Annotated in this window: 19 protein-coding genes and 1 tRNA gene; 11 read left to right on the top strand and 9 right to left on the bottom strand. The window is 33.7% G+C overall.

The window, feature by feature from the left end; translation table 11 throughout:
* Window positions 1-7 precede the first annotated feature (7 nt).
* Window positions 8-373, top strand: a complete 366-nt coding sequence (locus ACVC43_RS15045; protein WP_452225365.1) for a DoxX family protein — start codon at window positions 8-10, stop codon at window positions 371-373.
* Here the strand turns inward: ACVC43_RS15045 and ACVC43_RS15040 are convergent.
* Window positions 363-3,773 carry a DUF7933 domain-containing protein gene (locus tag ACVC43_RS15040; RefSeq protein WP_452225364.1) on the bottom strand — a complete coding sequence of 1,137 codons (3,411 nt, stop codon included), beginning with the start codon at window positions 3,771-3,773 and terminating at the stop codon, window positions 363-365. The genes ACVC43_RS15045 and ACVC43_RS15040 overlap by 11 nt on opposite strands.
* Before the next feature lie 92 nt (window positions 3,774-3,865).
* On the opposite strand from ACVC43_RS15040, the gene rsmI reads away from it, so the two are divergent.
* From rsmI to ACVC43_RS15025, 3 genes are all read left to right on the top strand, one after another.
* Window positions 3,866-4,537, top strand: coding sequence for a 16S rRNA (cytidine(1402)-2'-O)-methyltransferase (rsmI, locus tag ACVC43_RS15035; protein ID WP_452225363.1), 672 nt, complete (start codon window positions 3,866-3,868; stop codon window positions 4,535-4,537).
* 112 nt (window positions 4,538-4,649) lie between these two features.
* Window positions 4,650-6,011, top strand: a complete 1,362-nt coding sequence (locus ACVC43_RS15030) for a dihydrolipoyl dehydrogenase family protein (RefSeq protein ID WP_452225362.1) — start codon at window positions 4,650-4,652, stop codon at window positions 6,009-6,011.
* A gap of 3 nt (window positions 6,012-6,014) precedes the next feature.
* A complete protein-coding gene (locus ACVC43_RS15025) occupies window positions 6,015-6,584 on the top strand; it encodes a uracil-DNA glycosylase family protein (RefSeq protein WP_452225361.1) in 570 nt (189 codons plus the stop codon).
* Between the two features lie 36 nt (window positions 6,585-6,620).
* On the opposite strand, the gene ACVC43_RS15020 is transcribed toward ACVC43_RS15025, so the two are convergent.
* Window positions 6,621-7,211, bottom strand: a complete 591-nt coding sequence (locus tag ACVC43_RS15020; protein WP_452225360.1) for a carboxymuconolactone decarboxylase family protein — start codon at window positions 7,209-7,211, stop codon at window positions 6,621-6,623.
* Between the two features lie 124 nt (window positions 7,212-7,335).
* On the opposite strand from ACVC43_RS15020, the gene ACVC43_RS15015 reads away from it, so the two are divergent.
* The 4 genes from ACVC43_RS15015 (at window position 7,336) to ACVC43_RS15000 (ending at window position 11,509) form a co-directional block, all read left to right on the top strand.
* The gene (locus tag ACVC43_RS15015; protein ID WP_452225359.1) at window positions 7,336-7,758 is read left to right on the top strand and encodes an OsmC family protein; all 423 of its coding nucleotides are present in this window, start codon (window positions 7,336-7,338) and stop codon (window positions 7,756-7,758) included.
* Between the two features lie 52 nt (window positions 7,759-7,810).
* Entirely contained in the window at window positions 7,811-9,502 is a 1,692-nt protein-coding gene (gene recJ, locus ACVC43_RS15010) for a single-stranded-DNA-specific exonuclease RecJ (RefSeq protein WP_452225358.1), read from the top strand.
* A 19-nt stretch (window positions 9,503-9,521) separates the two neighbouring features.
* Window positions 9,522-10,787 (top strand): MFS transporter, encoded by a 1,266-nt coding sequence (locus tag ACVC43_RS15005; protein ID WP_452225357.1) that lies wholly within the window; start codon window positions 9,522-9,524, stop codon window positions 10,785-10,787.
* Window positions 10,788-10,849: 62 nt separating this feature from the next.
* Window positions 10,850-11,509 carry a peptidoglycan-binding domain-containing protein gene (locus ACVC43_RS15000; RefSeq protein WP_452225356.1) on the top strand — a complete coding sequence of 220 codons (660 nt, stop codon included), beginning with the start codon at window positions 10,850-10,852 and terminating at the stop codon, window positions 11,507-11,509.
* On the opposite strand, the gene ACVC43_RS14995 is transcribed toward ACVC43_RS15000, so the two are convergent.
* The 3 genes from ACVC43_RS14995 to ACVC43_RS14985 all read right to left on the bottom strand — a co-directional run bounded on the left by ACVC43_RS14995 (window position 11,506) and on the right by ACVC43_RS14985 (window position 14,470).
* Window positions 11,506-12,258, bottom strand: coding sequence for a UDP-2,3-diacylglucosamine diphosphatase (locus ACVC43_RS14995; protein WP_452225355.1), 753 nt, complete (start codon window positions 12,256-12,258; stop codon window positions 11,506-11,508). The two genes, ACVC43_RS15000 and ACVC43_RS14995, sit on opposite strands and share 4 nt — an antisense overlap.
* A gap of 150 nt (window positions 12,259-12,408) precedes the next feature.
* Window positions 12,409-12,861 carry a 6-pyruvoyl trahydropterin synthase family protein gene (locus tag ACVC43_RS14990; protein ID WP_452225354.1) on the bottom strand — a complete coding sequence of 151 codons (453 nt, stop codon included), beginning with the start codon at window positions 12,859-12,861 and terminating at the stop codon, window positions 12,409-12,411.
* 274 nt (window positions 12,862-13,135) lie between these two features.
* Entirely contained in the window at window positions 13,136-14,470 is a 1,335-nt protein-coding gene (locus ACVC43_RS14985; protein WP_452225353.1) for an MATE family efflux transporter, read from the bottom strand.
* A 90-nt stretch (window positions 14,471-14,560) separates the two neighbouring features.
* Here ACVC43_RS14985 and ACVC43_RS14980 point away from each other — a divergent pair, with 90 nt between their 5' ends.
* The 3 genes from ACVC43_RS14980 to ACVC43_RS14970 all read left to right on the top strand — a co-directional run bounded on the left by ACVC43_RS14980 (window position 14,561) and on the right by ACVC43_RS14970 (window position 17,953).
* On the top strand, window positions 14,561-15,358 hold the full coding sequence (locus ACVC43_RS14980) for a universal stress protein (protein WP_452225352.1): 798 nt from the start codon (window positions 14,561-14,563) through the stop codon (window positions 15,356-15,358).
* A gap of 3 nt (window positions 15,359-15,361) precedes the next feature.
* Window positions 15,362-15,435: transfer RNA gene (locus tag ACVC43_RS14975), tRNA-Ala, on the top strand.
* Window positions 15,436-15,586: 151 nt separating this feature from the next.
* On the top strand, window positions 15,587-17,953 hold the full coding sequence (locus tag ACVC43_RS14970) for a 7TM diverse intracellular signaling domain-containing protein (protein WP_452225351.1): 2,367 nt from the start codon (window positions 15,587-15,589) through the stop codon (window positions 17,951-17,953).
* Here ACVC43_RS14970 and ACVC43_RS14965 read toward each other — a convergent pair.
* The 4 genes from ACVC43_RS14965 to kbl all read right to left on the bottom strand — a co-directional run bounded on the left by ACVC43_RS14965 (window position 17,950) and on the right by kbl (window position 24,349).
* The gene (locus ACVC43_RS14965) at window positions 17,950-18,792 is read right to left on the bottom strand and encodes an alpha/beta hydrolase family protein (RefSeq protein WP_452225350.1); all 843 of its coding nucleotides are present in this window, start codon (window positions 18,790-18,792) and stop codon (window positions 17,950-17,952) included. The two genes, ACVC43_RS14970 and ACVC43_RS14965, sit on opposite strands and share 4 nt — an antisense overlap.
* A complete protein-coding gene (locus tag ACVC43_RS14960; protein ID WP_452225349.1) occupies window positions 18,792-21,551 on the bottom strand; it encodes a PD-(D/E)XK nuclease family protein in 2,760 nt (919 codons plus the stop codon). The genes ACVC43_RS14965 and ACVC43_RS14960 overlap by 1 nt, the downstream gene beginning before the upstream one ends.
* A gap of 73 nt (window positions 21,552-21,624) precedes the next feature.
* Complete coding sequence (locus tag ACVC43_RS14955) at window positions 21,625-23,031, bottom strand: OmpA family protein (protein ID WP_452225348.1); 1,407 nt, start codon at window positions 23,029-23,031, stop codon at window positions 21,625-21,627.
* 121 nt (window positions 23,032-23,152) lie between these two features.
* Window positions 23,153-24,349, bottom strand: coding sequence for a glycine C-acetyltransferase (gene kbl / locus ACVC43_RS14950; protein WP_452225347.1), 1,197 nt, complete (start codon window positions 24,347-24,349; stop codon window positions 23,153-23,155).
* Window positions 24,350-24,367: the final 18 nt, after the last annotated feature.

Genomic DNA, 24,367 nt, shown 5'->3' with positions numbered 1-24,367 from the left:
TTCAAATATGAAAACTCAAAAAATAATCTATTGGATTGCAACAGGCTTGTTGTGTGCCATGATGCTGTATTCGGCAAGTATGTATTTTACAAAACCCGAAATGGTAAAAGGTTTTTTTGAGAACTTTAACTACCCAGCGTATCTTGTATATCCATTAGCAACACTTAAAATATTAGGCGTTATTATGATTTTATGGCGCAAGAGCAGTTGGTTGACAGAATGGGCTTACGCAGGTTTCTTTTTTGATGTCGTGCTCGCTTTTTTTGCGCATTATTTTGCAAAAGATGACGTAACTTTTACATTATTTGGGTTAATACTTATTTTAACCTCGTATTTTTTTGGAAAAACGGTTAGACCCATTATTAATAATTAAGATATAACCATCCAACAAAAGGTTTTTCTATAGTATTAATTCTTAAAAGATAATAGTAAGTACCTACAGGTAAAAGCGTGTTAGATTTCGGGACGCCTTGATTAGGAAATCCGTTCCAGTCATTTTTGTAATTAGCTGTTTCGAAAATTAAAGTCCCATACCTGTTAAATATCATAATTTGATTTTCAGGATAATCTTCTATACAATTGATTATAAAAGTATCATTATTTCCATCGTTATTTGGTGAAAACCCTTGCGATATCGATAGACAATTATTAACAAAAACCTCGGCAGAATCTTCGTTATTAGTATCGTCTCTATCAATTTGAGAGACACTTACAAGGCTTGCAGTATTTAATAAATTATTTGAAGAAGTTACTTGCGCTGTAATGGTAAGTGTTTCAATTTGATTTGGTATTAGGTCGGGAATACTCCAGTGAAACGAAACAACATCATAAGATCCATAAGTTACCGCTGCATTTAAAAAGTTATATCCAACAGGAAGACTTTCAAACAAAATAATATTCGATGCATCCGTAGTTCCAATATTTGAAGCATTTATAGTAAAAACAACGGTGTCTCCTATGGCAGCTTCAAGTGGTGTTACAGACTTTAAAACTTCTATATCTACGTTAGTATTATCTGCTATAACCTCAAGCGTTGCATTTGCCTGGGAAGTGTCTATATTATTTTGATTAGTAAAGTTTGTGCTATTATTTACATAACTTCCTTCTAAAGATGAAGTTACAGCAACAGCAAAAGTACAAGTTTCCACACCTGCAGGAAACACAAGGTTGTTAACAGTTACAGTCGTATCGCCCTGATTTCCTGTAAATGTTGCGGTGCAACCATTACTTTCAACCCAATTTATTGGTCCAGCGAGTGTTATGCCAACTGGTAGAACATCGGTGAAGTTAATATTGCTTTGAGCTGGATTACCAACTAAATTCGTGACTGTAAATTCCAAGATACTTTCCTGGCCAACTATAATTTGTGCAGGTGTAAAAGATTTTATCACCGTTGGCGCTATTACTTGAACATTACTAATTGAAATGTTGGTTTCAAGAGTTAATTCTTGATTATCATTAGCATTAGGTATCGCCTGAGCATTGTTAGTAAAAGCACCTCCAAAACCTGGTGCAGTAACCGGAATAGTAATTTGAATATTTGCGGCCGCATCCATATTTGGTATTGTTCCGGTAATGGTATTACCAGTAATTGTAAAAGTAGTACAACTTGCAGTACCACTTATAACTGTACAGGTAGGTGTACCATTAACAGTAAACTCAGTGCCTAAAATATCCTGAAAATCTATATTAATAGCGTTAGAACTTGTATTACTATTAGTAATATCTACAATCCAGTTAAAATCTTGGTTTACATTAACTTGCGTAAATTCAGGATATGTTTGTACTATTAAATCCACACAAGGAGCAAAAAATGTTTCAACTATTGCGAGATTATTAGAAGTTATATCATCCTCCAAATCTTCGACACTAATTATCCTTACAGCATTCGTTACTTTTATAGCCGAATCAGAGCACAATGGCTGCCAATCTACTATGACTTGAAAGGTAACAGAGCTTTGTGCCGGTAAAATATAATTTTCTTCTGGAAGAATAGACCAGAATACATCTTCCATTCCGCCTTGAGGCTCTCCGTCCATGACAACTCCAATGTTAGCGTTGTTAATAGTTGGGCACGTTGCATTTCCTGTTGTAGCAATACAATTTACAGAAACCAAACTAGCCGAAGCCAAGGCGTTCGCTCCTTGTGGCATAAAATCTTCAATTTCTACAACAGCGTCAGTGGTGTTGTTTGGGTTAGTAGCAGTAATCTCATAAGTTATAGGTCCCCAACCAATAGTGTTGGCGGCATTACTACCTTGAGGTAAAGCAGGCTCTATTTGTGTTTTAGTAATACTTAAGTCTACTATTTCTTCCGGATCACAAACATTTAAAGGAGGTAGTAGTACAAAATCGCTTTCGGCGTTATTTAAGGTATTACTTTCAACAATAATTGCTTCCAACAAATTTGCACCACTTCTTACATGTCCTAAAGAGTTTGTTGGTGTTCCTGTAGAGCAATTATCTGGTTCTAAAAACTTTACAACCGTTGTAAATGTTATTGTAACGTTTGCTGGAACAACAAATTCGCTGGTAGTCCAAAAAAGATCTTGATTTAATATTGTAAAATCATTACAGGTTATGCTTCCGGTTGTGGCATCGCAGGTTACAGAAATAATTTCCCAATCTATGTTTACCGATAAATTTTGAAGAAAAAAACGACCATAACCATCTAAAGGGCCATTATTACAAGCAATAGTTTCAAACGTCACGTGTTGATCCCAGTTTACAGTTTGAGTAGGTAAAGGATTAAGTTGTGTTGTTGTAATACACAAATCTGTAACCGCACAATCAGGAGCATTAACAAGTTGCGTGTTTACTAGATTAGAATTGTTAGGTGACTCGTTAGTATGGTTTATTACAATATTAATAAAACTATCAACAGCCAAAGGTGCAATATCCACACTACAATTGGGTTCTAAATATTTATATACAATTTGAAACGTTAAAGAACTATTTGCATTAAATTGAATAGGATTAGCAAACGCAAAAAGCGGAGTAAATTGAGGACTTGGCGTTAAAATTAAAGCCGTATTTGGCGGCACACCAGAAACGTCAGGACAAAAGGTTCCATTGGTACCGTTTAAACAGGAAATAGATTGAAACTCAACATTTGGAATGCCAAAATTAGTTGCATTTGCAACTTGCATTCTACCAGAAAAACTTTCTAATGGAAAAGCAATACTACTGTTATTGGTAATAGTAAACTCGTAAGTAACTGTATCGTCCCAATTTGTAATGCCTGTACCTTCAGGAGGTGTAATTTGCGAATATACCACAGAAAAATCAATAGGTAAATCGTTTACATCTATAGAAATAACAGATTGATTATTTGCAGGAATAGTATCTGTTGTTCCATCAGGAGGAAAAACAGTAACCGATGTGGCAATACCTCCAGGCACTATTGGTGCGCGAACAGTTACCAATACAGCAACACTGGAATTAGCTGGCATGTTTGCTATAGTACCAGTAAGTTCATTTCCTGAAAACATTAAATTAGAAACATCACTTGCACCTCCAGTGGCATTCTGGCTCATAGCAGTAAAGTAACTAACATTCGCATTCAAAACTTGAGAAAACGTAGCATTATTAACAGCGTTTCCAGAATTTAATATGGTTACTAAGTACTGAAAATCCTGATTAATATTAACCTGTGAAACAGGGTTATTAGAAAGGTTTTGTGCTGCTACGATAATAGATAAGTCTGTAGACTGTGCATTTATATTTAAAAAGGAAAAGCAGAAGAGTATTAGGCAAATAGCGGTTTTTTGCATAGGTCGGTTTTCTATAAGATTCTAAAATTATAAAAAGGTTGCGTTAAAAACGTATAAAAAGATTGTAAATTTGAAAATATAACTACAAGTTTATGAGTAAACTCTACATTGTTCCTACACCAATTGGTAATCTTGAAGATATGACTTTTAGAGCAATTAAAGTTCTAAATGCTGCCGATGCTATTTTAGCCGAAGACACCAGAACTTCGGGTAAATTATTAAAACATTTTGAGATTAAAACACCCATGCAAAGTCACCATATGCATAACGAGCATAAAATGGTCGAGCGTTTAGTGGAGCGCATTAAAAACGGAGAAACCATTGCACTTATAAGCGATGCTGGTACACCAGCCATTAGCGATCCTGGATTTTTGCTCACGCGAGCTTGTGTAGAAAATAATATAGAAGTAGATTGTTTACCAGGAGCAACAGCCTTTGTTCCAGCCTTGGTAAACTCTGGTTTACCAAATGATAAATTTGTATTCGAAGGCTTCTTACCAGTAAAAAAAGGCAGACAAACCCGTTTAAAATTACTTGCCGAAGAAACCCGAACCATCATTTTTTACGAAAGTCCACATAAACTTCTTAAAACACTCGGCCATTTTTGCGAGTATTTTGGAGAAGACAGGCCAGTTTCTGTATCGCGAGAACTCACCAAGATGTTCGAAGAAACTGTTAGAGGTACAGCAAAAGAAGTATTAGAACATTATACAAACAAACCACCAAAAGGTGAAATTGTAGTTGTGGTTGGCGGGAAGAAATAAAGATTTTTTTCCAAAAATCATTCTTAACTAAAACCAATAACGTTAAAATTTTAAGCTTTCCATAGTAGAAAATAAAGGTCACTTTTATAACTTCAGTTTTTAAACCAAAACTATGAAAACCAAACACTATAACGTCTTTGTTATTGGCTCTGGAATTGCAGGACAAACTGCTGCAAAAGCTTGTGCAAAAAATAACCTAACTGTTGCCATTGCAGATAATCGCGAATTTGGAGGCACTTGTGCCAACAGAGGTTGCGATCCTAAAAAGATACTCCTTCAATTTTCTGCTTTATTAGAAGAGTCTAAACGCTTAGAAAAACTAGGTGTAAAAAAATCACCTTCTGTTAACTGGGAGCAGGTGCAGCAATTTAAGTCTCAATATATTAATGCTATTCCTGAAGCCACTGAAGACAATTTAGAAAATTTAAATATTGACCTTTACCATCAATCACCTAAGTTTATTAATGAAGATACTGTGGAAGTAGAAGGGAAAACAATTTCAGCAGATTTTTTTGTAATTGCCACAGGACAAATACCACGTACTTTATCTATAAAAGGGAATAAATATATAGAGACAAGTGATGCTATTCTCAATCTCGAAAAAATACCCAAAACAGCGAGTTTTATTGGCTCTGGTTATGTAGGTATGGAATTCGCGAGTATGTTGGCTATACTAGGCACGAAGGTTACAATATTTGAGCAAACAGATAAGGCACTTTCAAATTTTGATGCTTTTTTAGTTGAAAAACTGATTTCTAAAATGAAATCTCTTGGAGTAGAATTTATTTTTAATGCCGAGGTCGCTTCAGTAGAAAAATTAAATAAAAATATTAGAATTAAATATGCGGTAAATGGAAACAAAAAACGTCACAAAAGCCGAAAAGTATTTAATACAGCAGGACGCATACCTTCAGTAAAGCAATTAAAACTTGAAAACGCAAACATCAATGCAGATGAAACAGGTGTTTTAGTAAACAATTTTATGCAAAGTAAAACTAATAAAAGAGTGTATGCCTGTGGAGATGTTTCCAGTTTATCTTTGCCATTAACGCCATTATCTGGTTTGCAAGGTTATATTGTTGGAGAGAATATTATTAATGGCAATAAAAAAGAGTTTCAATTTCCAATGGTACCATCAACAGTATTTACGCAACCCAATTTATCTGCCGTTGGTATGCAGGAAGAAGAAGCTAAAGCACGCTATAAAAATATTAAGGTTTACAAAGGTGATGCACAAAACTGGTTTAATGCAAGAAAGTCCAACCAAGACACTTATGCTTATAAAATAATTGTAAACCAAAGAACCGAAGAAATTGTAGGTGCTCATATTTTAAGCGACCAGGCGAACGAAAACATCAATATTTTTTCAATGGCTATTGCCAACAACGTAACGGTTTCAGCATTTAAAAAACTAATTTTTACCTATCCATCTTATAGTAACGATTTAAAAAGTATGATGGCAGATAAAGACTAAAAAGTGAAGCAATTACTACACGATATTAGACAATGCGAAATTTGTAAAGCATTTCTATCACTTGGACCAAGACCTGTTGTAACAGCACATAAAGCGTCTAAAATTATAATAATTGGTCAAGCACCAGGCACAAAAGTTCACGAGTCTGGCATACCATGGAACGACCAAAGTGGTAAAAAATTAAGGCAATGGCTTAATGTAAGTGATGAGGTCTTTTACAACACCAAAAATTTTGCCATTGTACCTATGGGATTTTGCTATCCAGGAAAAGCGAAAACAGGCGATTTACCACCAAGACCGGAATGTGCACCACAATGGCACAGCGTTTTGTTAAAACATATGCCTAAAGTAGAATTAATAATTTTAGTTGGTGCTTATGCTCAAAAATACTATTTAAAAGAAACTGCAAAACGGACGCTAACCGAAACCGTTGGTGAATATAAAAGCTACTTACCAACCTATTTTCCTATTCCGCATCCATCACCAACCAATAGATTTTGGAGAAGTGAAAATCCTTGGTTTGAGGAATTGGTTGTGCCAGATTTGCAGAAGAAGGTTAATAAAATTTTATAGTATTGAATAGTCAAACCACATAGTATAACGTAATAACTAAACATGTTTTCCAACCTCGAAACCATGTTTTCCAAGATATTGCTTTCCGCTAGCAATAGCATCGCCTTCTAAGGTTGTTCCCATAGAATCATTCCAACGATTTAAGTATCCAAACAACGAAATAACACCAAGCATTTCTACAATCTCGCCTTCGTCCCAATGTTTGTGTAAGCGGTTTTTTATATCCTCATCAACAGCATTAGGAACTTGAGATGCAGCCAGAGAAAAGTCTAAAGCAGCACGTTCTGCCTCATTAAACGCAGCATGTGTTCTATATTCCCAAATATTATCTAATTGTTCCTGCTCTGCACCATAACGCTCGGCAGCTCTAATGGCATGTGCCTGACAATAACGGCAACCCGTAGCATTACTACTAACCCAAGCTATCATACGCTTTAAAGCTGAAGTTACACGACCCTCATTAGCCATTACAGCTTTATTTAAATTTATAAATGCCTTAGATATTGCAGGTCTACGTTGCATGGTAAGTACAGAATTAGGGCAAAACCCTAGCGTTTCATTAAAGAATTCTGCAAGTTTCTTGGTTTCGGCATCGTGTTCTGGACCTAACGGATTTACTAATGGCATAAATTTGTTTTTTTAATGGTATTTTTGATTAAATGAGTGTCTTTAGAGAACACTATGGGTAAAAGTATTTAAAGTTAACAAGAACTTTAAGTAATTTAGACATTTTTAACTTAAAACCAATTTTATGTCGCATAAAGTAATAACACACTGGAAAGGTAATTTGCAATTTGAATCTGATAATCCTAGCGGAAAAACCGTATTAATAGATACCGCTCCAGAAAATGGAGGGCACAATTCTGGATTATCGCCTAAAGCTATGATGCTTTCTGCACTTGCTGGTTGTTCTGGATTAGATGTTGTTTCTATTTTAGATAAAATGAAAGTAAAAATTTCAGATTTTAGAATGGATACCACAGGAGAACTAACAGAGGAACATCCTAAATATTACCATACTGTTGCTGTTGCCTATCATTTTTATGGTAAAGATTTAGACGAAGCTAAAATTAAAAAAGCGGTCGATTTATCTATAGATAAATATTGCGGTGTTATGGAAATGTTTCGCAAATTTGCAACAGTCACGACAACTATTCACTTTCATGATGTCTAAATTTTGAGTGTGCAAACTATTCTCTGTTTAACCATTTACTTTTAACTTAATTATGCGCTGGACGCTTAAACCAAAACCAAACCAAAAAACCGTTCAATTCTTACAAAATGCTTTGCAAGTAATAGAACCCATTGCAGTACTCTTAGCACAAAGAGGTATAGAAACATACGAGCAAGCCAAAGATTTTTTTAGACCCTCTTTAGACCATTTACATGATCCTTTTTTAATGAAGGATATGGAAAAAGCTGTAGAACGTATAGAAAAAGCAATAAAAGACAACGAAAACATCTTAGTTTATGGCGATTACGATGTAGATGGCACTACAGCTGTATCATTAATGTCTTCTTATCTATTAAGCGAGTACCCTAATGTTGCCACCTATATTCCAGACCGCTACGATGAAGGCTACGGCATATCTTTTAAAGGGATCGATTTTGCAGAGGATAATAATTTCACCCTAATAATTGCTCTCGATTGCGGTATAAAAGCAATAGATAAAATCGCTTACGCGGAAGAAAAAAATATTGATTTTATAATTTGCGATCACCATAGACCAGGAGAAAACATACCCAATGCGGTTGCTGTATTAGATCCTAAACAAAGCGATTGTAACTATCCTTATAAAGAACTTTGTGGTTGTGGTGTTGGCTTCAAACTCATACAAGCATTAGCTTCAAAAAAAGGAAAAACAATTGAAGATTTAACACAATATCTCGATTTAGTCGCTACTGCTATTGGTGCAGATATTGTTCCTATTACTGGCGAAAACAGAATTCTGGCCTATTTTGGTTTACAGGTTATAAATGAAAATCCCAGAGCTGGTTTTAAAGCCATTATCAATCAGATAAAAAAAGAAACACTTACCATTACAGATGTTGTGTTTATTATTGCACCAAGAATTAACGCTGCGGGTAGAATGAAACACGGTCAATATGCAGTAGATTTATTAACCGAAACCAATGCAAATACAGCTGAAGTGTATGCCCAGGAAATAGAAGATTTTAATACAGATAGACGCGAAGCCGATAAGCAAATTACTGTTGAAGCGCTAAAACAAGTTGAAGATAATAATGAACAAGAACGTTTAACATCTGTCGTTTATCAAGAAGATTGGCATAAAGGCGTTATTGGTATTGTGGCTTCTCGTTTAATAGAAACACATTACAGGCCAACCTTAGTTTTTACAAAAAGTGGCGACAAATTAGCCGCATCTGCACGTTCTGTAAAAGGGTTTGATGTTTATAATGCTTTAGAAGCTTGCTCCGAACATATTGAGCAATTTGGAGGCCATAAATATGCTGCAGGTTTAACCCTTAAAGAAGAAAATTACGAAGCCTTTAAACAAAAATTTGAAGATGTAGTAGAAGCAACAATAGACAAAAGATTGCTAACACCAGAAATTAGTATTGATGGAAAGTTAGAACTAAACGAGATTGATGATAAATTAATGCGCATTATTAAACAGTTTGCACCTTTTGGTCCAGGAAATATGTCTCCTGTTTTTATTAGTGACAATTTACAAGATACTGGCTATGGCAAATGTGTTGGCGAAGACAATAAACATTTACGAATAACTGTAAAACAACCTAATAGCAACCCAATAGTATGCATTGGTTTTGGTCTTGGAGACAAACTTAATTTAATTAAAAACAACAACCGTTTTAAGGCTGTTTATTCTATAGATGAAAACGAATGGCAAGGAAATGTCTCGTTGCAATTAAAATTAAGAGATATTAAAGAATAATGTATTTTTCTTCTAATAAATGAATAAAACCAAAAACGATCCATACGCAGCATTACGTTTTAAAGAATTTAACATCTTTATATTAATGCGTTTTTTATTGGTTTTTGGCTGGTCTATGCAATTTATTGTAATTGAGTGGCAGGTGTACTCAATCACTAAAGATCCTCTGTCCCTCGGTATAATTGGTTTAATGGAATTCTTTCCAGCGTTTATTATGGCGCTATTTGCAGGGCATATTGTAGATAGAAAAGAAAAGAGAAACCTTTTAGCCTTCTGTATTGCAGCATTTTCACTTATTAGTTTTGGATTATTTCTACTCACTTGGGATAGAATTGTTGCTAACTGGGAGACTAATACTGTGTTGTACTGTATTTATGCTTTAGTGTTTTTTGGAGGCATATTACGCTCGTTTTTCGGACCAATATTATTTTCGTTAGTAGCTTTAATTGTACCACGAAAACTATATCCTAATGCTGCAACTTGGAGTAGCAGCACATGGCAAATGGCATCTATTATCGGCATCGCCTTTGCTGGATTTGCTATAAGTTGGTTTGGTGTACACTGGTCACTTTGTATTGTTTTTGCTTTTGTAATCCTGTCTTTTTTAACTGTTTTACAGATTTCTAAAAAACCAATATTAAACACAAAAATTAACGAACCCATTTTAAAAAGCTTAAGTGAAGGCCTTCGTTTTGTCTTTAAGACAAAGGCTATTTTGGGAGCCTTAACTTTAGATATGGTCTCTGTTTTATTTGGTGGTGCTGTAATGTTATTACCAATTTTTGCTCAAGACATATTAAAAGTTGGTAGCGAAGGTTTTGGTGTATTGCGCGCTGCTCCATCTGTGGGCGCCATTTTAACAATGGTTGCAACAGCTTACATTCCTATAAGTAAAAATGCTGGTATGAAATTACTGGTAGCTATTTTTGGTTTTGGAGTGTGTATTATCGTGTTTGGCTTGTCTTCTGTTTTTTGGATTTCTGTTGTTGCACTCTTCTTTAGTGGTGTAACAGATGGTGTTTCTATGGTAATTAGGCAAACCATACTCCAGTTAAAAACGCCAGATCATATGCGTGGTCGTGTAGCATCGGTTAACTCTATGTTTGTTGGGAGCTCTAACGAGTTAGGCGCTTTTGAAAGCGGTGTAACTGCAAAATTAATGGGAACGGTAACTGCTGTTGTTTTTGGTGGCACCATGACGTTAATTACCGTGGTAACCACAGGTGTAATACTACCAAGTTTTAGAAAATTAGATTTAACCAAAGATTTCGAAGCTAACGATTAAAGCTAAATTCTCTTATATTTGTCGGTAATAATCAATTACAGTTTTATAAAAACCCCTAACCAATGAAAAAAATTCTCATTTTTATTCTCGTTGTTATTGTATTAATTTTTGCTTACGGAGAATATAAAGATTACCAAAGGTTTCACCCTGAAAATGCGAATATAAAACCTGCCAAAGAGATAGACCTTAATTACTATAACAAGGAAACAGTCTATAACTATTATGAAGCTTTAGAAACCGCTAATAATTACATGCAAATGCAATGGAGTGCTAACGAAATTGATGTAAGAAGTCCTGAGGATGATGATGAAGAAACGGTATTGGCTGTTGCAGAATATGGTAAGAAATTAGCAAAGGTTAATTATTATAAATCGATTTTAGAACGTTCTCAAACTTTAAAAAATGAAGGCTTAAATAATGATGATATAAGGCTTTTTGAAACTAAAGGTCTGTCTGTTACAGCGTATAATGAAAATGAAAAGGAAACAGGACACAAACAATTAATGTTGGATATGATGCCACAAAAGGTCTTGTTTTCTGGTGAGAAAAGCGCCTTTGTTTTCGAAATGCAAAAACTTTTAGTTAAAAAAGGTTACGATATTCCTGTAGATGGTGTTTATAAAAACATTACTTCTGAAGCTTTAAAAAGTTTTGAAGAAAAAAACAATCTATTTCCAGACGGAAAAATAGACATCATGACTCTTAAAATGTTAATGGACTAATACTCCTTCAACTCCATGGTTTCGCCATCAAATACACCATAAGTATAATAACTTATCCAATCGCCAAGATTTATATATCTTGAAGTGTCGTTAAGTTTAATATCTAAAGGCAGGTGTCTATGCCCAAAAACAAAAAAATCTCTATGTTTGGTTTCCAATTTACGTTTGCAGTATTGTACTAACCACTCGTTATCTTCACCAAGAAATTTGGCGTCGTCGTCTCCGGAAATCATTTTATTTTTAACCGATAAGTATTGCGCTAATCGCATACCAAAATCTGGATGTAACCACCTGTATAACCACTTTGAAACAGGGTTGGTAAATACTTTTTTCATGCGTTTGTAACCTTTATCGCCAGGGCCTAATCCGTCCCCATGTCCAATAAAAAAAGTTTTATCGTTATAGGTAAACTCTTGTGGTTTGTGGTAAACAGGAATATTTAATTCTTCTTCAAAATAACCATCCATCCATAAGTCGTGATTACCAACAAAATAATAAATTGGAATTCCAGAATCACTTATTTCGGCAAGTTTGCCTAATGTTCTCGTAAATCCTTTTGGGATTACGGTTTTGTATTCCATCCACATATCGAACAAATCGCCAAGCAAAAAAATGGCAGCTGCATCTTCTTTAATTTCATCTAACCAAGCTACAAATTTTTTCTCACGAGGAATGGATTGCGCTTTCGTTGGCGCACCTAAGTGATTGTCTGAAGCAAAATATATTTTCTTTCTTTTTGGGATTTGCATGCTGTAAATATAATTAATTCCTACAAAGAGAGTAATCTCTTAAAAATAGACCAGAGTCTTAATTTTAGTACAAAATCTTAATAGTGTATGCGTTAGGGATTACTCGTTAATTCTTATTTTTTTACAGGTTTTGGTAACACACAAATCATTTTAATTGTTTTCGCTAGCATACCATTCGGCATACGAACTTTCTGTTTCTTGAAGTTTTAATGAGTGTAATTGAATGTTTTTTGGCAAACGTTTCTTTATTTTTTTAGCAAAATCAATAACCATCATCTCGCTTGTTGGTTGATAATTTACTAATAAAACGCTATGACCTCTGTCTTTAAGCTCTTTTGCCAACTCTACATGTGGTGTGTTTTTATTAAATACTGTGGCATGGTCGAAAACATCTACAATTTCTTCTTTTACAATTTTTTTTAAATCTGTAAAATCGATAACCATACCGAATTTTACGTTAGACGTATCGGAAATTGGTTGTCCAAAGACGGTTACAGATAGCTTATAGCTGTGTCCATGCACATTTTTACATTTGCCATCGTAGCCGTAAAGTGCGTGGCCGGTTTCAAAAGAAAAAAGCTTGGTTATACGAATGTTTCCCATTATCTGCGGTTTCTATATCTGTTAAATACGTAGATTATAATTATTAATAATGCTAAAATGGCAAAAAAACCACTGCCTCCTAAAAAGTTTAATATGTCCATTATTTATTCGATTTTTTTTTAAGATAGATAATAATAAAAACTGCTATTACCAATAGAAAAATCCAAGGAAGGGCTCTACCTATAATGTAGCCAATTGAATATCCAGCTTCGTAAGCCTTGGTATTTTGAATTATTGTTAACAGTTGCAAAGTTTTATGTTTAACGGCATAAAGTTAATCCTTTTGCGATAGTGGTAAAAATTCTTTTCTAAATTTTATGATTAATGGTATCCCTCGTGCTGCAATCCAGAAGGTAAAGGCGATAAAAACGCCTGTTAATTTTAAATTATTTTGGTCTAAAATGTATAATATAGGCAGGAAAACAACAAATGTGGATACTAATAACAGGTTTCTAAGTGCTTTCATTTTACCCATGCCTTTAAACATGCCATCGAAAATAAATGCTAATGCACATAGAGGTTGCATGGCTAAAACAATCCAGAACACTTTATAGAACTGCTCTAAAACCTCTGGCTCTTTAATAAAAATTCTGCCAATAGGATAATACAGTAAGGCACCTAATCCAGCGATTATAAGCCCAATAATAATGCCGTATTTTATGAGTTTGTTACTTAATGCAATGAGTTTGCTGTATTCTTTGCCACCTAATAATTTGCCAGATAAAATATTGCCTGCGCTTGCATAACCATCTATTAGAAAGGCACCTAAAAACCACAAGTTTATTGCTATAGTGTATGCTGCTATATATTCTTTACCGTAATTGGTTGCGTATCTTGTAGCAAAGTAGAGTGTTACATTTAGCGCTAATGTTCTTATAACGAGATTTCCAATCATTATTAAAAAACGGGATATTTCTTTGTTGAAAGGAAAACTTACAAGTAGTGGAATATCGGTTTTTTTTAATAGATATATTCCGGAGAGCAGCGCCATTAAAAATTGAGCAATAACACTGGCGTAAGCAGCACCTTGAATATGCATAGCCGGAATAAAGCCTACCACGCCATAAACCAGAAAATAATCGAATATAATGTTAGCAACTGCTCCAATTATTGCAATTACCATAGGGTAATATGTGTTTTGTAACCCTCTAAAAGCACCAAAAACAGCAATAGTAAAAAGGGTAAACGGAAAACCGAAAACGCGAATTTTATAATAGCTAACAGTATAATCTAAAATTAAATCTTTAGCATTGTAAAGCTTAAAAATATATTCGGCAAAAGGATACGTACTAATGATAATTAAGATGCTTAGCGAAGTAATTATAAAAATGGACTGAGCAGGAAGATTTTTAACTTCTTCTAATTTATTTGCGCCTAAATATTGCGATATTATTGAAGAAATAGCACTTCTTGTTTGTCCAAAAACCCAAATAAGCATCGATAAAAAAGTAGAAACGATACCAACAGCAGCCAACGATTCTGTAGCGTTTAATTCTACATTACCAACTATGGCAGCATCTGTTAAAGACAAAATAGGCTCGGCAACTCCAGCAATTAGGGCTGGTATGGCAAGTTTGTTAATATGTTTAAGGCTAATATTGGTACTCAAAATTGGTTAGCAGTTTACGTGCACAAAGGTCGGAAGTTTTAGTATAAAAAAATGTATTTTTGTAGTCTAAATACTTTTAATCACTTCAACATGAAAAATATTTTAGTTCCTGTAGGATCATCTAAAAATGCTAAAAGCCATTTACAATATGCTGTTGACTTTGCCAGAGCAACAGGAGCAAAGCTTTACGTTGTTCAAGTTTTTAATGTCTATACCAAAGCGGGAACTATGATTAAAATAGATCATATTTTAGAGCGAGAGAGTAAGGCTTTTTTAGAGCATCATGTTGCACAAATAGAACCTAAAGGTGTAGAAATTGTAACTAAAACCTTTAAAGGAAAATTGGTAGACACATTAAATTTAGTTTGCCAGTCTCTAGATATCGATTTAATTATCTTAGAACCAAGAACGAATTCTATTAAGGATGAAGTGTATTTAGGTAAAACCTCTGGAAAAATTGTAAAACAGACTAACATACCAGCATTAATAGTACCTGAAGGTTATGTTTTTAAACCAATTGTTTCAATATTACTGGCTTTAAAATCTGCAATAATAAAAAAGGAAGATGCTTTAAAGCCATTGAAACAGATTAAAGATAATTTTAAGTCTGTTGTACATTTAATTTTAGTAAAAACACCATTTCATAACGAAGGTGATTTTAATATAAATGATGAACTAAAAAATATAATAACCAACACAACAATATCTGAAAACCCAACAACCTACCAAGGTGTTTTAGAGCATTACCAGAAAAGAAATCCAGATTTATTATGCGTTGTTAGACGTAAACGTGGTTTTTTTGGTAAACTTTGGGAAAATAATGTAGTTTTAAAAAAAGAGTTTCATGTTACGGCATTTCCAGTGTTAGTACTTAGTGGACTCAAGTAAAATGGGGCATTAGCTCAGTTGGCTAGAGCGTTTGGCTGGCAGCCAAAAGGTCATCGGTTCGAATCCGATATGCTCCACGATACTTTTGTAATACACTGAAATTTAGTCTTTAATTAAATTTAAAACCTTTTTTTACTATATTGCGTATATAGAATGTTCAGCTATTAATCCCTCTACATATTAGTTGTACTTGATTTTTTTGTTTAAGAACCCAAATCAACCAAAAAAATGCGTCAAGTATTATTATTATTTATTTGCCTTTTCAGTTGTGCCTTATTTTCGCAAAATGAGGTTTATAATCCTTCACGTAGTAAAGGCCAGTTTTACGAATATGCTTTATATGCAAAATCTTTAAATTCAGATTTAAGTATTAAGGACGTTCTTGAAAACGATAGTAAGCTGGACTTTATACCACTAACTTCCGAAAACCAAAGTCTTGGTTTTACCACCGAAGATTTTTGGTTAAAATTTGAAATAGAAAACTCCACAAACCAAACAAAAACTTATTACCTTCAAACTGGACGACCAGTAACAGACGTTGCGCAATTATTTCAATTAGAGAATGATAATATAACTGAATTTAGAAGTGGAGATGCAATACCTTTTAAAGAACGCCAGGTACAACATCGCAAAACCATTTTTAGAATAGAGTTACCTAAAAATAGTACACAACAATTTTATTTGCATTTAAAAAGTGATGGTGAAACATTAAATTTACCGTTAACTTTACATACAGAGAGAGATTTTTGGAAAGAAAATTACAGCCATCAATTATTTTTAGGGTTCTTTTATGGGTTATTGTTTTTAGCCACACTCGTTTATTTATTTTTCTTTACCAGCCTATCTAATAAAACATTTCTTTATTACGCTATTTATGTATTTTCTATTGCATTATTGCAATCTGCTCTCGATGGTATCATTTTTCAATACATACTACCTTCAGGAGGGTTTTTAAATAGTAGGGCAGTATTGGTTACAGCATTATTTTCAAATTTCTTTCTACTAAAATACTGCGAGCATTTTTTGAAGGTCGAAGAAAGAACCAAACGAATAAAAATTGCTTTTAAAGTTCTTTATGGAATAATTATACTATTAGGAGTAATGTTATTTATTAATAATGAAACAAAAGCGATTGTATATCCTATAAGTAATATTAACGGCTTATTGAGTTTAATTTTAATTTTAGTAACCTTATTTTACTTTCGATATAAAAACTATAAGGTTGATGTCTTTTTCTCTATAGGAATTTTCTTTTTGGTCATTGGGTTAATGGGCTTTGTTATGAATAATTTAAGCTTGTTACCCAATAATTTTGTTACTCTTAATAGCGCAAAGTTTGGTATTACATTCGAGGTTATATTTTTATCGTTATCCATGACGAATTTAATACGAGATTTACGACTTGAAAAAGAAGAATCTCAAATGGTAGCACTTCACAAATCCGAAGAAATTAGTGAGCTTAAAAGTTACTTCATGTCTAACATTAGTCATGAGTTACGTACACCTATTAATGCCATTATGGGTATTGCAGATGATGAACTCGACAAAACATTAGATGCTGAAAGTCAGAAAAATTTTGAAGTGATAAAACATGCATCACTTAGTTTATTAAGTAATATAAACGATATTCTCGATTTCGAAAAGATTGAAAAAGGTGAATTAAAATTAAGAACGGAAATATTTAATCCTAAAGAGGTTATTGAGCAAATTAGCAGCAACTGGAAACGTATGGCAGAAAATAAAGGATTAAAATTCTCTCTTGAGATTAACACTCCCTTACCATACAATATTGAAGGTGACGCAGAGCGTTTTGCTCAAATAATAAATAATGTATTAAGTAATGCTGTTAAATTTACTAGTTTTGGTAAAATAGACTGTGTTGTTAAATCTCAAAAAAAAGCTAACGAGTTTTCACAGTTTATTATAAATATCAAAGACACAGGTGTGGGTATTAACAGCGAAAAAAAGAAGCACCTCTTTAATAGTTTTGGCCAAATGCGACTAAACGATAAACGTAGTTTTGGAGGTGTAGGATTAGGACTGAGCATAGTAAAGCACTTAATAGACCTGTTTGGAGGAACCATTAATATTGAAAGTGACGAAGGTCGAGGTACAGATGTTTCTATTGTTTTAGATTTTAAAATTGTAGAACAACTTAAACCTGAAACAAAAACAATAAATACAGAAGCAAACGAAAATAAATCTATAAAAGTTTTGGTTGTTGAGGATAACAAATTAAACCAAATGATAATGAAGAAAATGCTTACCAAATTAGCCATTACAGATTTTATGTTAGCAGAAAATGGGAAACAGGCATTAAAGCTTTTAGAAAATAATTGTTTCGATATTATTTTAATGGATTTGCAAATGCCAGTAATGGATGGTTACGAAACGACCACAATTATTAGAAACAACCCACCTTTAAGTGTCGCCAAAGACATTCCAATTATAGCAGTTACTGCAGATGCGACTGATACGGCACGACAAAAAGTAATGGCGGTAGGTATGAATGACTACATTACAAAACCCGTTAATAGAGAGCTTTTATTTAATAAAATAAATGAGCACAAGCTAAGCGTTCTAAAAATTGCTTAAGCATTAATAAAGCGAATACTCTTTTCTACAACAGCTTTTAAAGCTAATGGCATTGTAGGTTCTTCCCATGGATGCTTGGCACCAAATACATGATTACTGTGTTCTATTTGAAATAGCTCACTGTTTGGGTTCCAAGAATGGAGTGCTTCTGCCTCTTCAAACTTAACAGATGGATCATCTATAGCGTGAATTATTAAATGAGAATGGTTTAATAATTTTGCAGATTTTTTAATATTTAATCTTTTTTCATTCGCTTTAAAATCTTCATAAAACTGGTAATTGTGTGGCATTTGCTGATTTGTTCTTCCGTTTAAAACATATTTTACACCATGTTTTTGCCATTGTTCTAAATCGCCAATAGTTGCAGTTCGCTTTGCAAAATCGCAAATGCTTGCCCAGGTAATTAATTTGGTGATTCTTTTATCCTCAGCGGCTTTAATAGTAGCAATGCCTCCACCTCGCGAATGACCAATTAAGGTAATGTTTCTGGTATCTATTTCTTTTTTGTAGGTTACGCTTTTTTCTATAAAATGGTTTAAAACACAATCTAAATCGTCTAATTCTTTAGTGTAATTATTTTCGGCAAATGCTTCTAAATCTGGAAAATCTATTGGGTTTTCTACTGTACCTCCATTATGCGAGAAGTTAAATTTAACGAAAAATATCTCGGCTTTCATAAAGGCCTGACCAACCAGATTCCAGCTTCCCCAATCTTTAAAACCCTTATATCCGTGACAGAAAATAACCAAAGGTTTTGGTTTTTGCGTAGCGTTATAAAAAGTATCAAAAACAATGGGCTTTTTATTAGACCTGATTAAAACCTTATTTTTATCTATCATTATAGCTCTTTTTCTATAAAATTAATCTCTGGGTTACAAATTTCGATTATTAGTTTTTTCAGTTCTGCGAAATAAGTGTCAAGTGTGTTTTGAGTTATTAAGGTCTCTTTATTACCACGGCTTTGTTGGTCTCGTTTAGTGAATTTTAAAAATCCTGCTTTGAGATTTTTAAAGGAAATAACACCTGCTTCAATAGGAAAACGTAGTGGTTCTTGAGCATTAAGCATATAAGCATACGCTAAAATCTGGAAACTTTTACTGTATTTTTTATAATCTGTAGTTATTTCTTCCCAATCGACTATGGAGACTTGCGCTTCTTCAACTTTTCCTGTTTTGTAATCTATAATTCTATGCACTCCATTATAATTATCTATACGGTCTACAGTGCCTTTTAGATTTACTTCAAAGTTTAATTCAGGAATATCTAAAGGCACCTCAATACGCTGCTCTAAAGCCAAAATCGTGATGGTGTTGCCCTGCTTTAAATCTTCAATTTCAAGCTTTAAAAAATTTTGAACATAGCGTTTTGCGATTTCGAAAATTATGAGATTCTTACCTTTAGACATATCACCTTCAGCATAACTTTGTTTAAAATAAAAGTCAATTTTTGGAGCTATCTGAGGTGTCATTCTTTCGATGTCGCCTACGGTTAATGTTTTTCCTATATACGGTTTGTAAAGCGCTTCTAAAGTGTCGTGTACAACTGTTCCCATCGTGTTGGCAGCGATAGTCTCTTCAACTTCTTCGATGTCTTTTATGCCCAATAGCTTCTGGTAATAAAAATCTAAAGGATTGCGAATATAATTTGTAAGTGATGAGGGAGAAAATCCTTGCTTTGCTATTGTTTTTAATTGCTCTACAACCGTTTCTGTTTTTTTTATTTCTTTTAATTTTAAATTAGAAGCTGGTACTTGCGGAGTAACAATTGCATGGTTAATGTTATGGATTGCTTCTAATTCTAATTGATTAATAAAACGGCTTTTTTCTCCTCCGGTTAAGACATCTGCTTCGGTATTATAAAGAATGAAAATATTTTTGGCACGTTGTAACAGTCTGTAAAAATGATAGGTATAAACAGCATCCTTTTCTTTGTAGGTGGGAAGTTTATTTTCAATTTTAACGTCGAATGGAATAAACGAATTATTTGATTTACCTGAAGGGAGTAAACCTTCATTAACATTGGAAATGATTACAGTTTCGAAATCGAGTACACGAGACTCCAGCATACCCATAACTTGTAATCCTTCTAATGGCTCGCCTTGAAAATCTAATGTTTCGGTGGACAACAATTCTTTATAAATACTAAATAACGAAGAAATATCATTAATGTGGTGGTAGCTTTCGTTTAGTCTAAATAACTCATTAAACAACTTGTTAAACCTGAATAGATACTCTAAGGAGAGTAGGTTTTCATTCTTATTATCATTTAAATGATTTTTAATGATTGTAATTATTTTGAAGCAGTTTTCAATTGCATATGTGGCTTTGTTTTCCCAATTTGAAAATAATAAATCAAGTAAATTGGTATGCTGTGGATTATATCTTTTTATATCTGTAAGCGAAATATAAACAGTATTCTTTTTTTGGATCGTTTCAATAAGCTGGGATGCTTGATTGCCATGAGTTGTTTCAAACAGCGGTTTTATAAACTGATGAGAAAGCAAGCCAATAACATCTTTATAATAGAATGTATTAGTCACTTTTTTGTGCATACCAAATAATTGCTCGAATAAAGAAGCTAAGGGAACAGAACTTAAGGGAAAGCCCATGGTTATATTAAGCTTGTCTATGTTTTCTGGGATTGAATGTAATACAGGGATTAATAAATTTTCGTCACCAAGAACGACTGCTGTACTTTTTAAATTGGAGTTTGTATTAGCTATGGTTTTTAAAAGCGAGCCTATGGTTTTCGCTTGACCAATATTTTTTGGAACACCATATATTTGAATATTTTTATCTTTAGAATAGTGGTCGCTTATCCATTGAAACGGATGGTTTTCAAAATACTTCCAACTAGATTTATGTGCTCTGGTAAATAATCCGGCGTCGTGTATTGGATTGTTAATAAAGATGGTATCTATATCCCAGAATATTTCTGCCAAATCGTTTTTAAGCAATTCTTGAATAATGGTCTCTTCAGCAGCATTTAAGGCATTAAAACCTAAAAAAATATGTTTTTGATTGGTGGTTGAACAGTAATTTTGAATGTTTTCAACAGCCTCTCTGTAAATTAATCCTTGGTATCCAGATTCTTTTTTTACTAATGTTTCTATATAATGGTTGTAATAAATTTTTAGTTTATCCCAAAACTTAAGATAGTTTTTTACTACCTCTGTTTGATTATCTTCCTTAGACCAATGCCAGTTTTCTAATTCTTTAATAGCACCTAAATAGTCAAATATTTTATTTTGCTCAATTAAATATCTGTCAATTTCGTTAAAATCTTGCAACAACACTTGTGCCCATTTGGCAAAGGTTTCAAATGGTTCTTGTTCTTTTTTTGGTGTTAGTTCTAAATAGGTGTTATAGAACTCGAAAAGAAGTTCTGTGTTGGTTAAAGGTTTTAGTCCGGATAGATCTTCAGTAAACTCTTCAATACTTAATATTTTTGGAGAAAAAATGGTTTTATTTACAACGTTAGATAGTTCTTGCCTTAAAAATACGCCAGCGCGTTTACTAGGTAAAATAAAGTTGAGAGAAGATAAGTCTTCTCCTTTTGAATTAAGGACTTGAAGTACATCGAAAATAAAGCTGTTCATTATATAAAAATAAAAAACGCTTCGGTTAACCGAAGCGTTTTTTGTAAAACTTATTTAAAAAGTAATGAGAAACTTATTTTTTAAGTTTAATCTCAGTACGTCTGTTGTTTTTTCTACCGTTTCTTGTAGCATTCGAATCTACTGGGTAATCTTCACCAAAACCGTAAGCAGTTAACCTGTCTCTGTTAATACCGTTAGAAATTAAGTAATCTCTTACTGCATTTGCTCTTCTTTCAGATAATAACTGGTTTGAAGATTTAGAACCAACACTATCAGTGTGCCCTTCTAACGTAAAGTTAGACTCTGGGTACTCTTTTAAGATAGCTGTAATTTGTTGTAAAACTTCATAAGACTGTTTTTGGAAAGATGATTTTCCAGTATCAAATAAAATAGTTCTTGCATAGCTATTTAATTTGTCCATAATTTCTTGAGTTGGTTGAGCAACTACTTCAGGACAACCATCGTTTGCAGCAGTACCAACTTCTTTAGGACATTTGTCTAAGTTATCTGTAATGCCATCACCATCTGTATCAGGCCAAGGACATCCATTGTTTGCAGCTGGTCCAGCTTCGTTTGGACAATTATCTTTAGCATCTGTAACACCGTCACCGTCTGCATCTGGACAACCGTTTAAAGACTTAAGACCTTTAACAGTAGGACAATCGTCGCTACCATCTACAACACCGTCACCATCTGTATCTGGGCAACCGTTAAACTCAGCTAAACCAGCTTCGTTAGGACAAGAATCTTTAGAATCTTCAATGCCATCACCATCAGTATCAGGACAACCGTTGAAAGCCTCTAAACCAGGAACTTCTGGACATGCATCATTTTTATCGAATATGCCATCACCATCTGTATCTGTACCACCAAATCTTACAGTAAATCCTGCAGTATGTTGAAAGTGAGTATCTAAATAATCTTCAAAAGAATGCTTGTATTTAGATTCTACCATAACACCAAGGTTATCAGTAAACCAGTATGTTAAACCTAAAGAACCGTTTAAAGTTCCAGCACCATTATTATTGTTTCCACCTGTTCCATTAGTATTTAATGGACCTTCTTCAACCCACGTGTAACCACCACCAACACCAATTGTTGGATCTAAATTAGTAGTATTTAATAGGTTGCTAAGGTGGTATCTTACGTTACCATCAACCGCGTAGTAGTTTAAATCGTTTACTCTTACATCACCGTACTTCTCAATTTTATTAATCGATCCGCCAACTTGTAAAGAAAAGTTGTTACTTAAATACTTAGAAACGGAAACAGTTGATAAAGAAGGAAGAATGTTCCAGTGGTCTTTTGCGTTAAAGTATTCATCAAAAACGCCTGCATTAAACGAGTCTTCACCCGAGTAAAAGTCAACTGCGTTAATTCCAAAACTAATAGCCCAAGGATTGTCTTGGTCTTGTGCATTCACATTACTAAAACTTACAACAAGTACTAGAGTGAATAATAATCTGCTAAGATTTTTCATATTCAAAAAATTTAATTTTTAAGTGTTAATTAGAAGCAAAAATAAGTTGTTAAACATTATTAACAAAGACAAATATATAAAAATATTGGTTATTGTTGCAAAATGTTAAAGTTTATAGTAATTATTTAATAATATCCAACGTTTTACCAACCTTAACAAATGCTTCAATTGCCTTGTCTAAATGGGCTTTCTCATGCGCAGCTGAGAGTTGAACTCTAATTCGTGCTTTTTCCTTTGGCACCACCGGAAAAAAGAAACCAATAACATAAATACCTTCTTTTAATAACATATTCGCCATAGTTTGAGATAATTTTGCGTCATATAACATCACAGGAACGATTGCAGAGTCGCCATCAATAATGTCAAATCCTGCAGATTTCATCCCTTTTTTAAAATAATTGGTGTTATTTTCGAGTTTATCTCTCAAAGACGTATCGTTTTTTAACATATCGAATACTTTTATAGAGGCGCCAACTATTGCAGGTGCTAAAGAATTAGAAAACAAATATGGTCTTGAGCGTTGACGTAAAATATCTATGACTTCTTTTTTAGCAGTTGTATAACCACCCATAGCGCCACCCATAGCTTTTCCTAAGGTTCCTGTAATTATGTCTATTCTCCCTAAAACGCCTTTAGCCTCTAAAGTTCCTATTCCGGTTTCTCCAATAAATCCTGTGGCATGACACTCATCAATCATAACTAAGGCATCATATTTGTCGGCTAAATCACAAATCTCATCTAATGGAGCAACTAAACCATCCATAGAAAAGACACCATCTGTAACTATTATTTTATGACGAGCACCATTTTTGTTAGCATCGATAAGTTGCTTTTCTAAATCTGCCATATCGTTATTTTTGTAACGATAGCGAGCCGCTTTACATAAACGCACACCGTCTATAATGGAGGCATGGTTTAAAGAATCTGAGATAATAGCATCTTCTTTCCCTAATAAGGGTTCAAATACACCACCATTAGCATCGAAAGCTGCAGCGTATAAAATAGTATCTTCAGTGCCATAAAAATCTGCTATCTTTTGCTCAAGCTCCTTGTGGATGTCTTGCGTACCACAAATAAAACGTACAGAACTCATTCCGAAACCATGTGTATCCATAGCACATTTTGCAGCTTGAATTACATCTGGATGCGCCGATAGTCCTAAATAATTATTTGCGCAAAAATTTAAAACCGTTTCACCAGTGCTTAAGGTTATTTCCGCGCCTTGTGGCGAGGTTATTATGCGTTCTTCCTTATACAATCCGTCGTTTTTAATCTCTTGTATTTCTTTTTGTAAGTGTTCCTTAATTTTGCCGTACATATTTCGTTTTTTGTTTTT

The sequence above is a fragment of the Lacinutrix chionoecetis genome (assembly GCF_053604665.1).
This window is presented reverse-complemented; position numbering and strand designations above follow the sequence as displayed.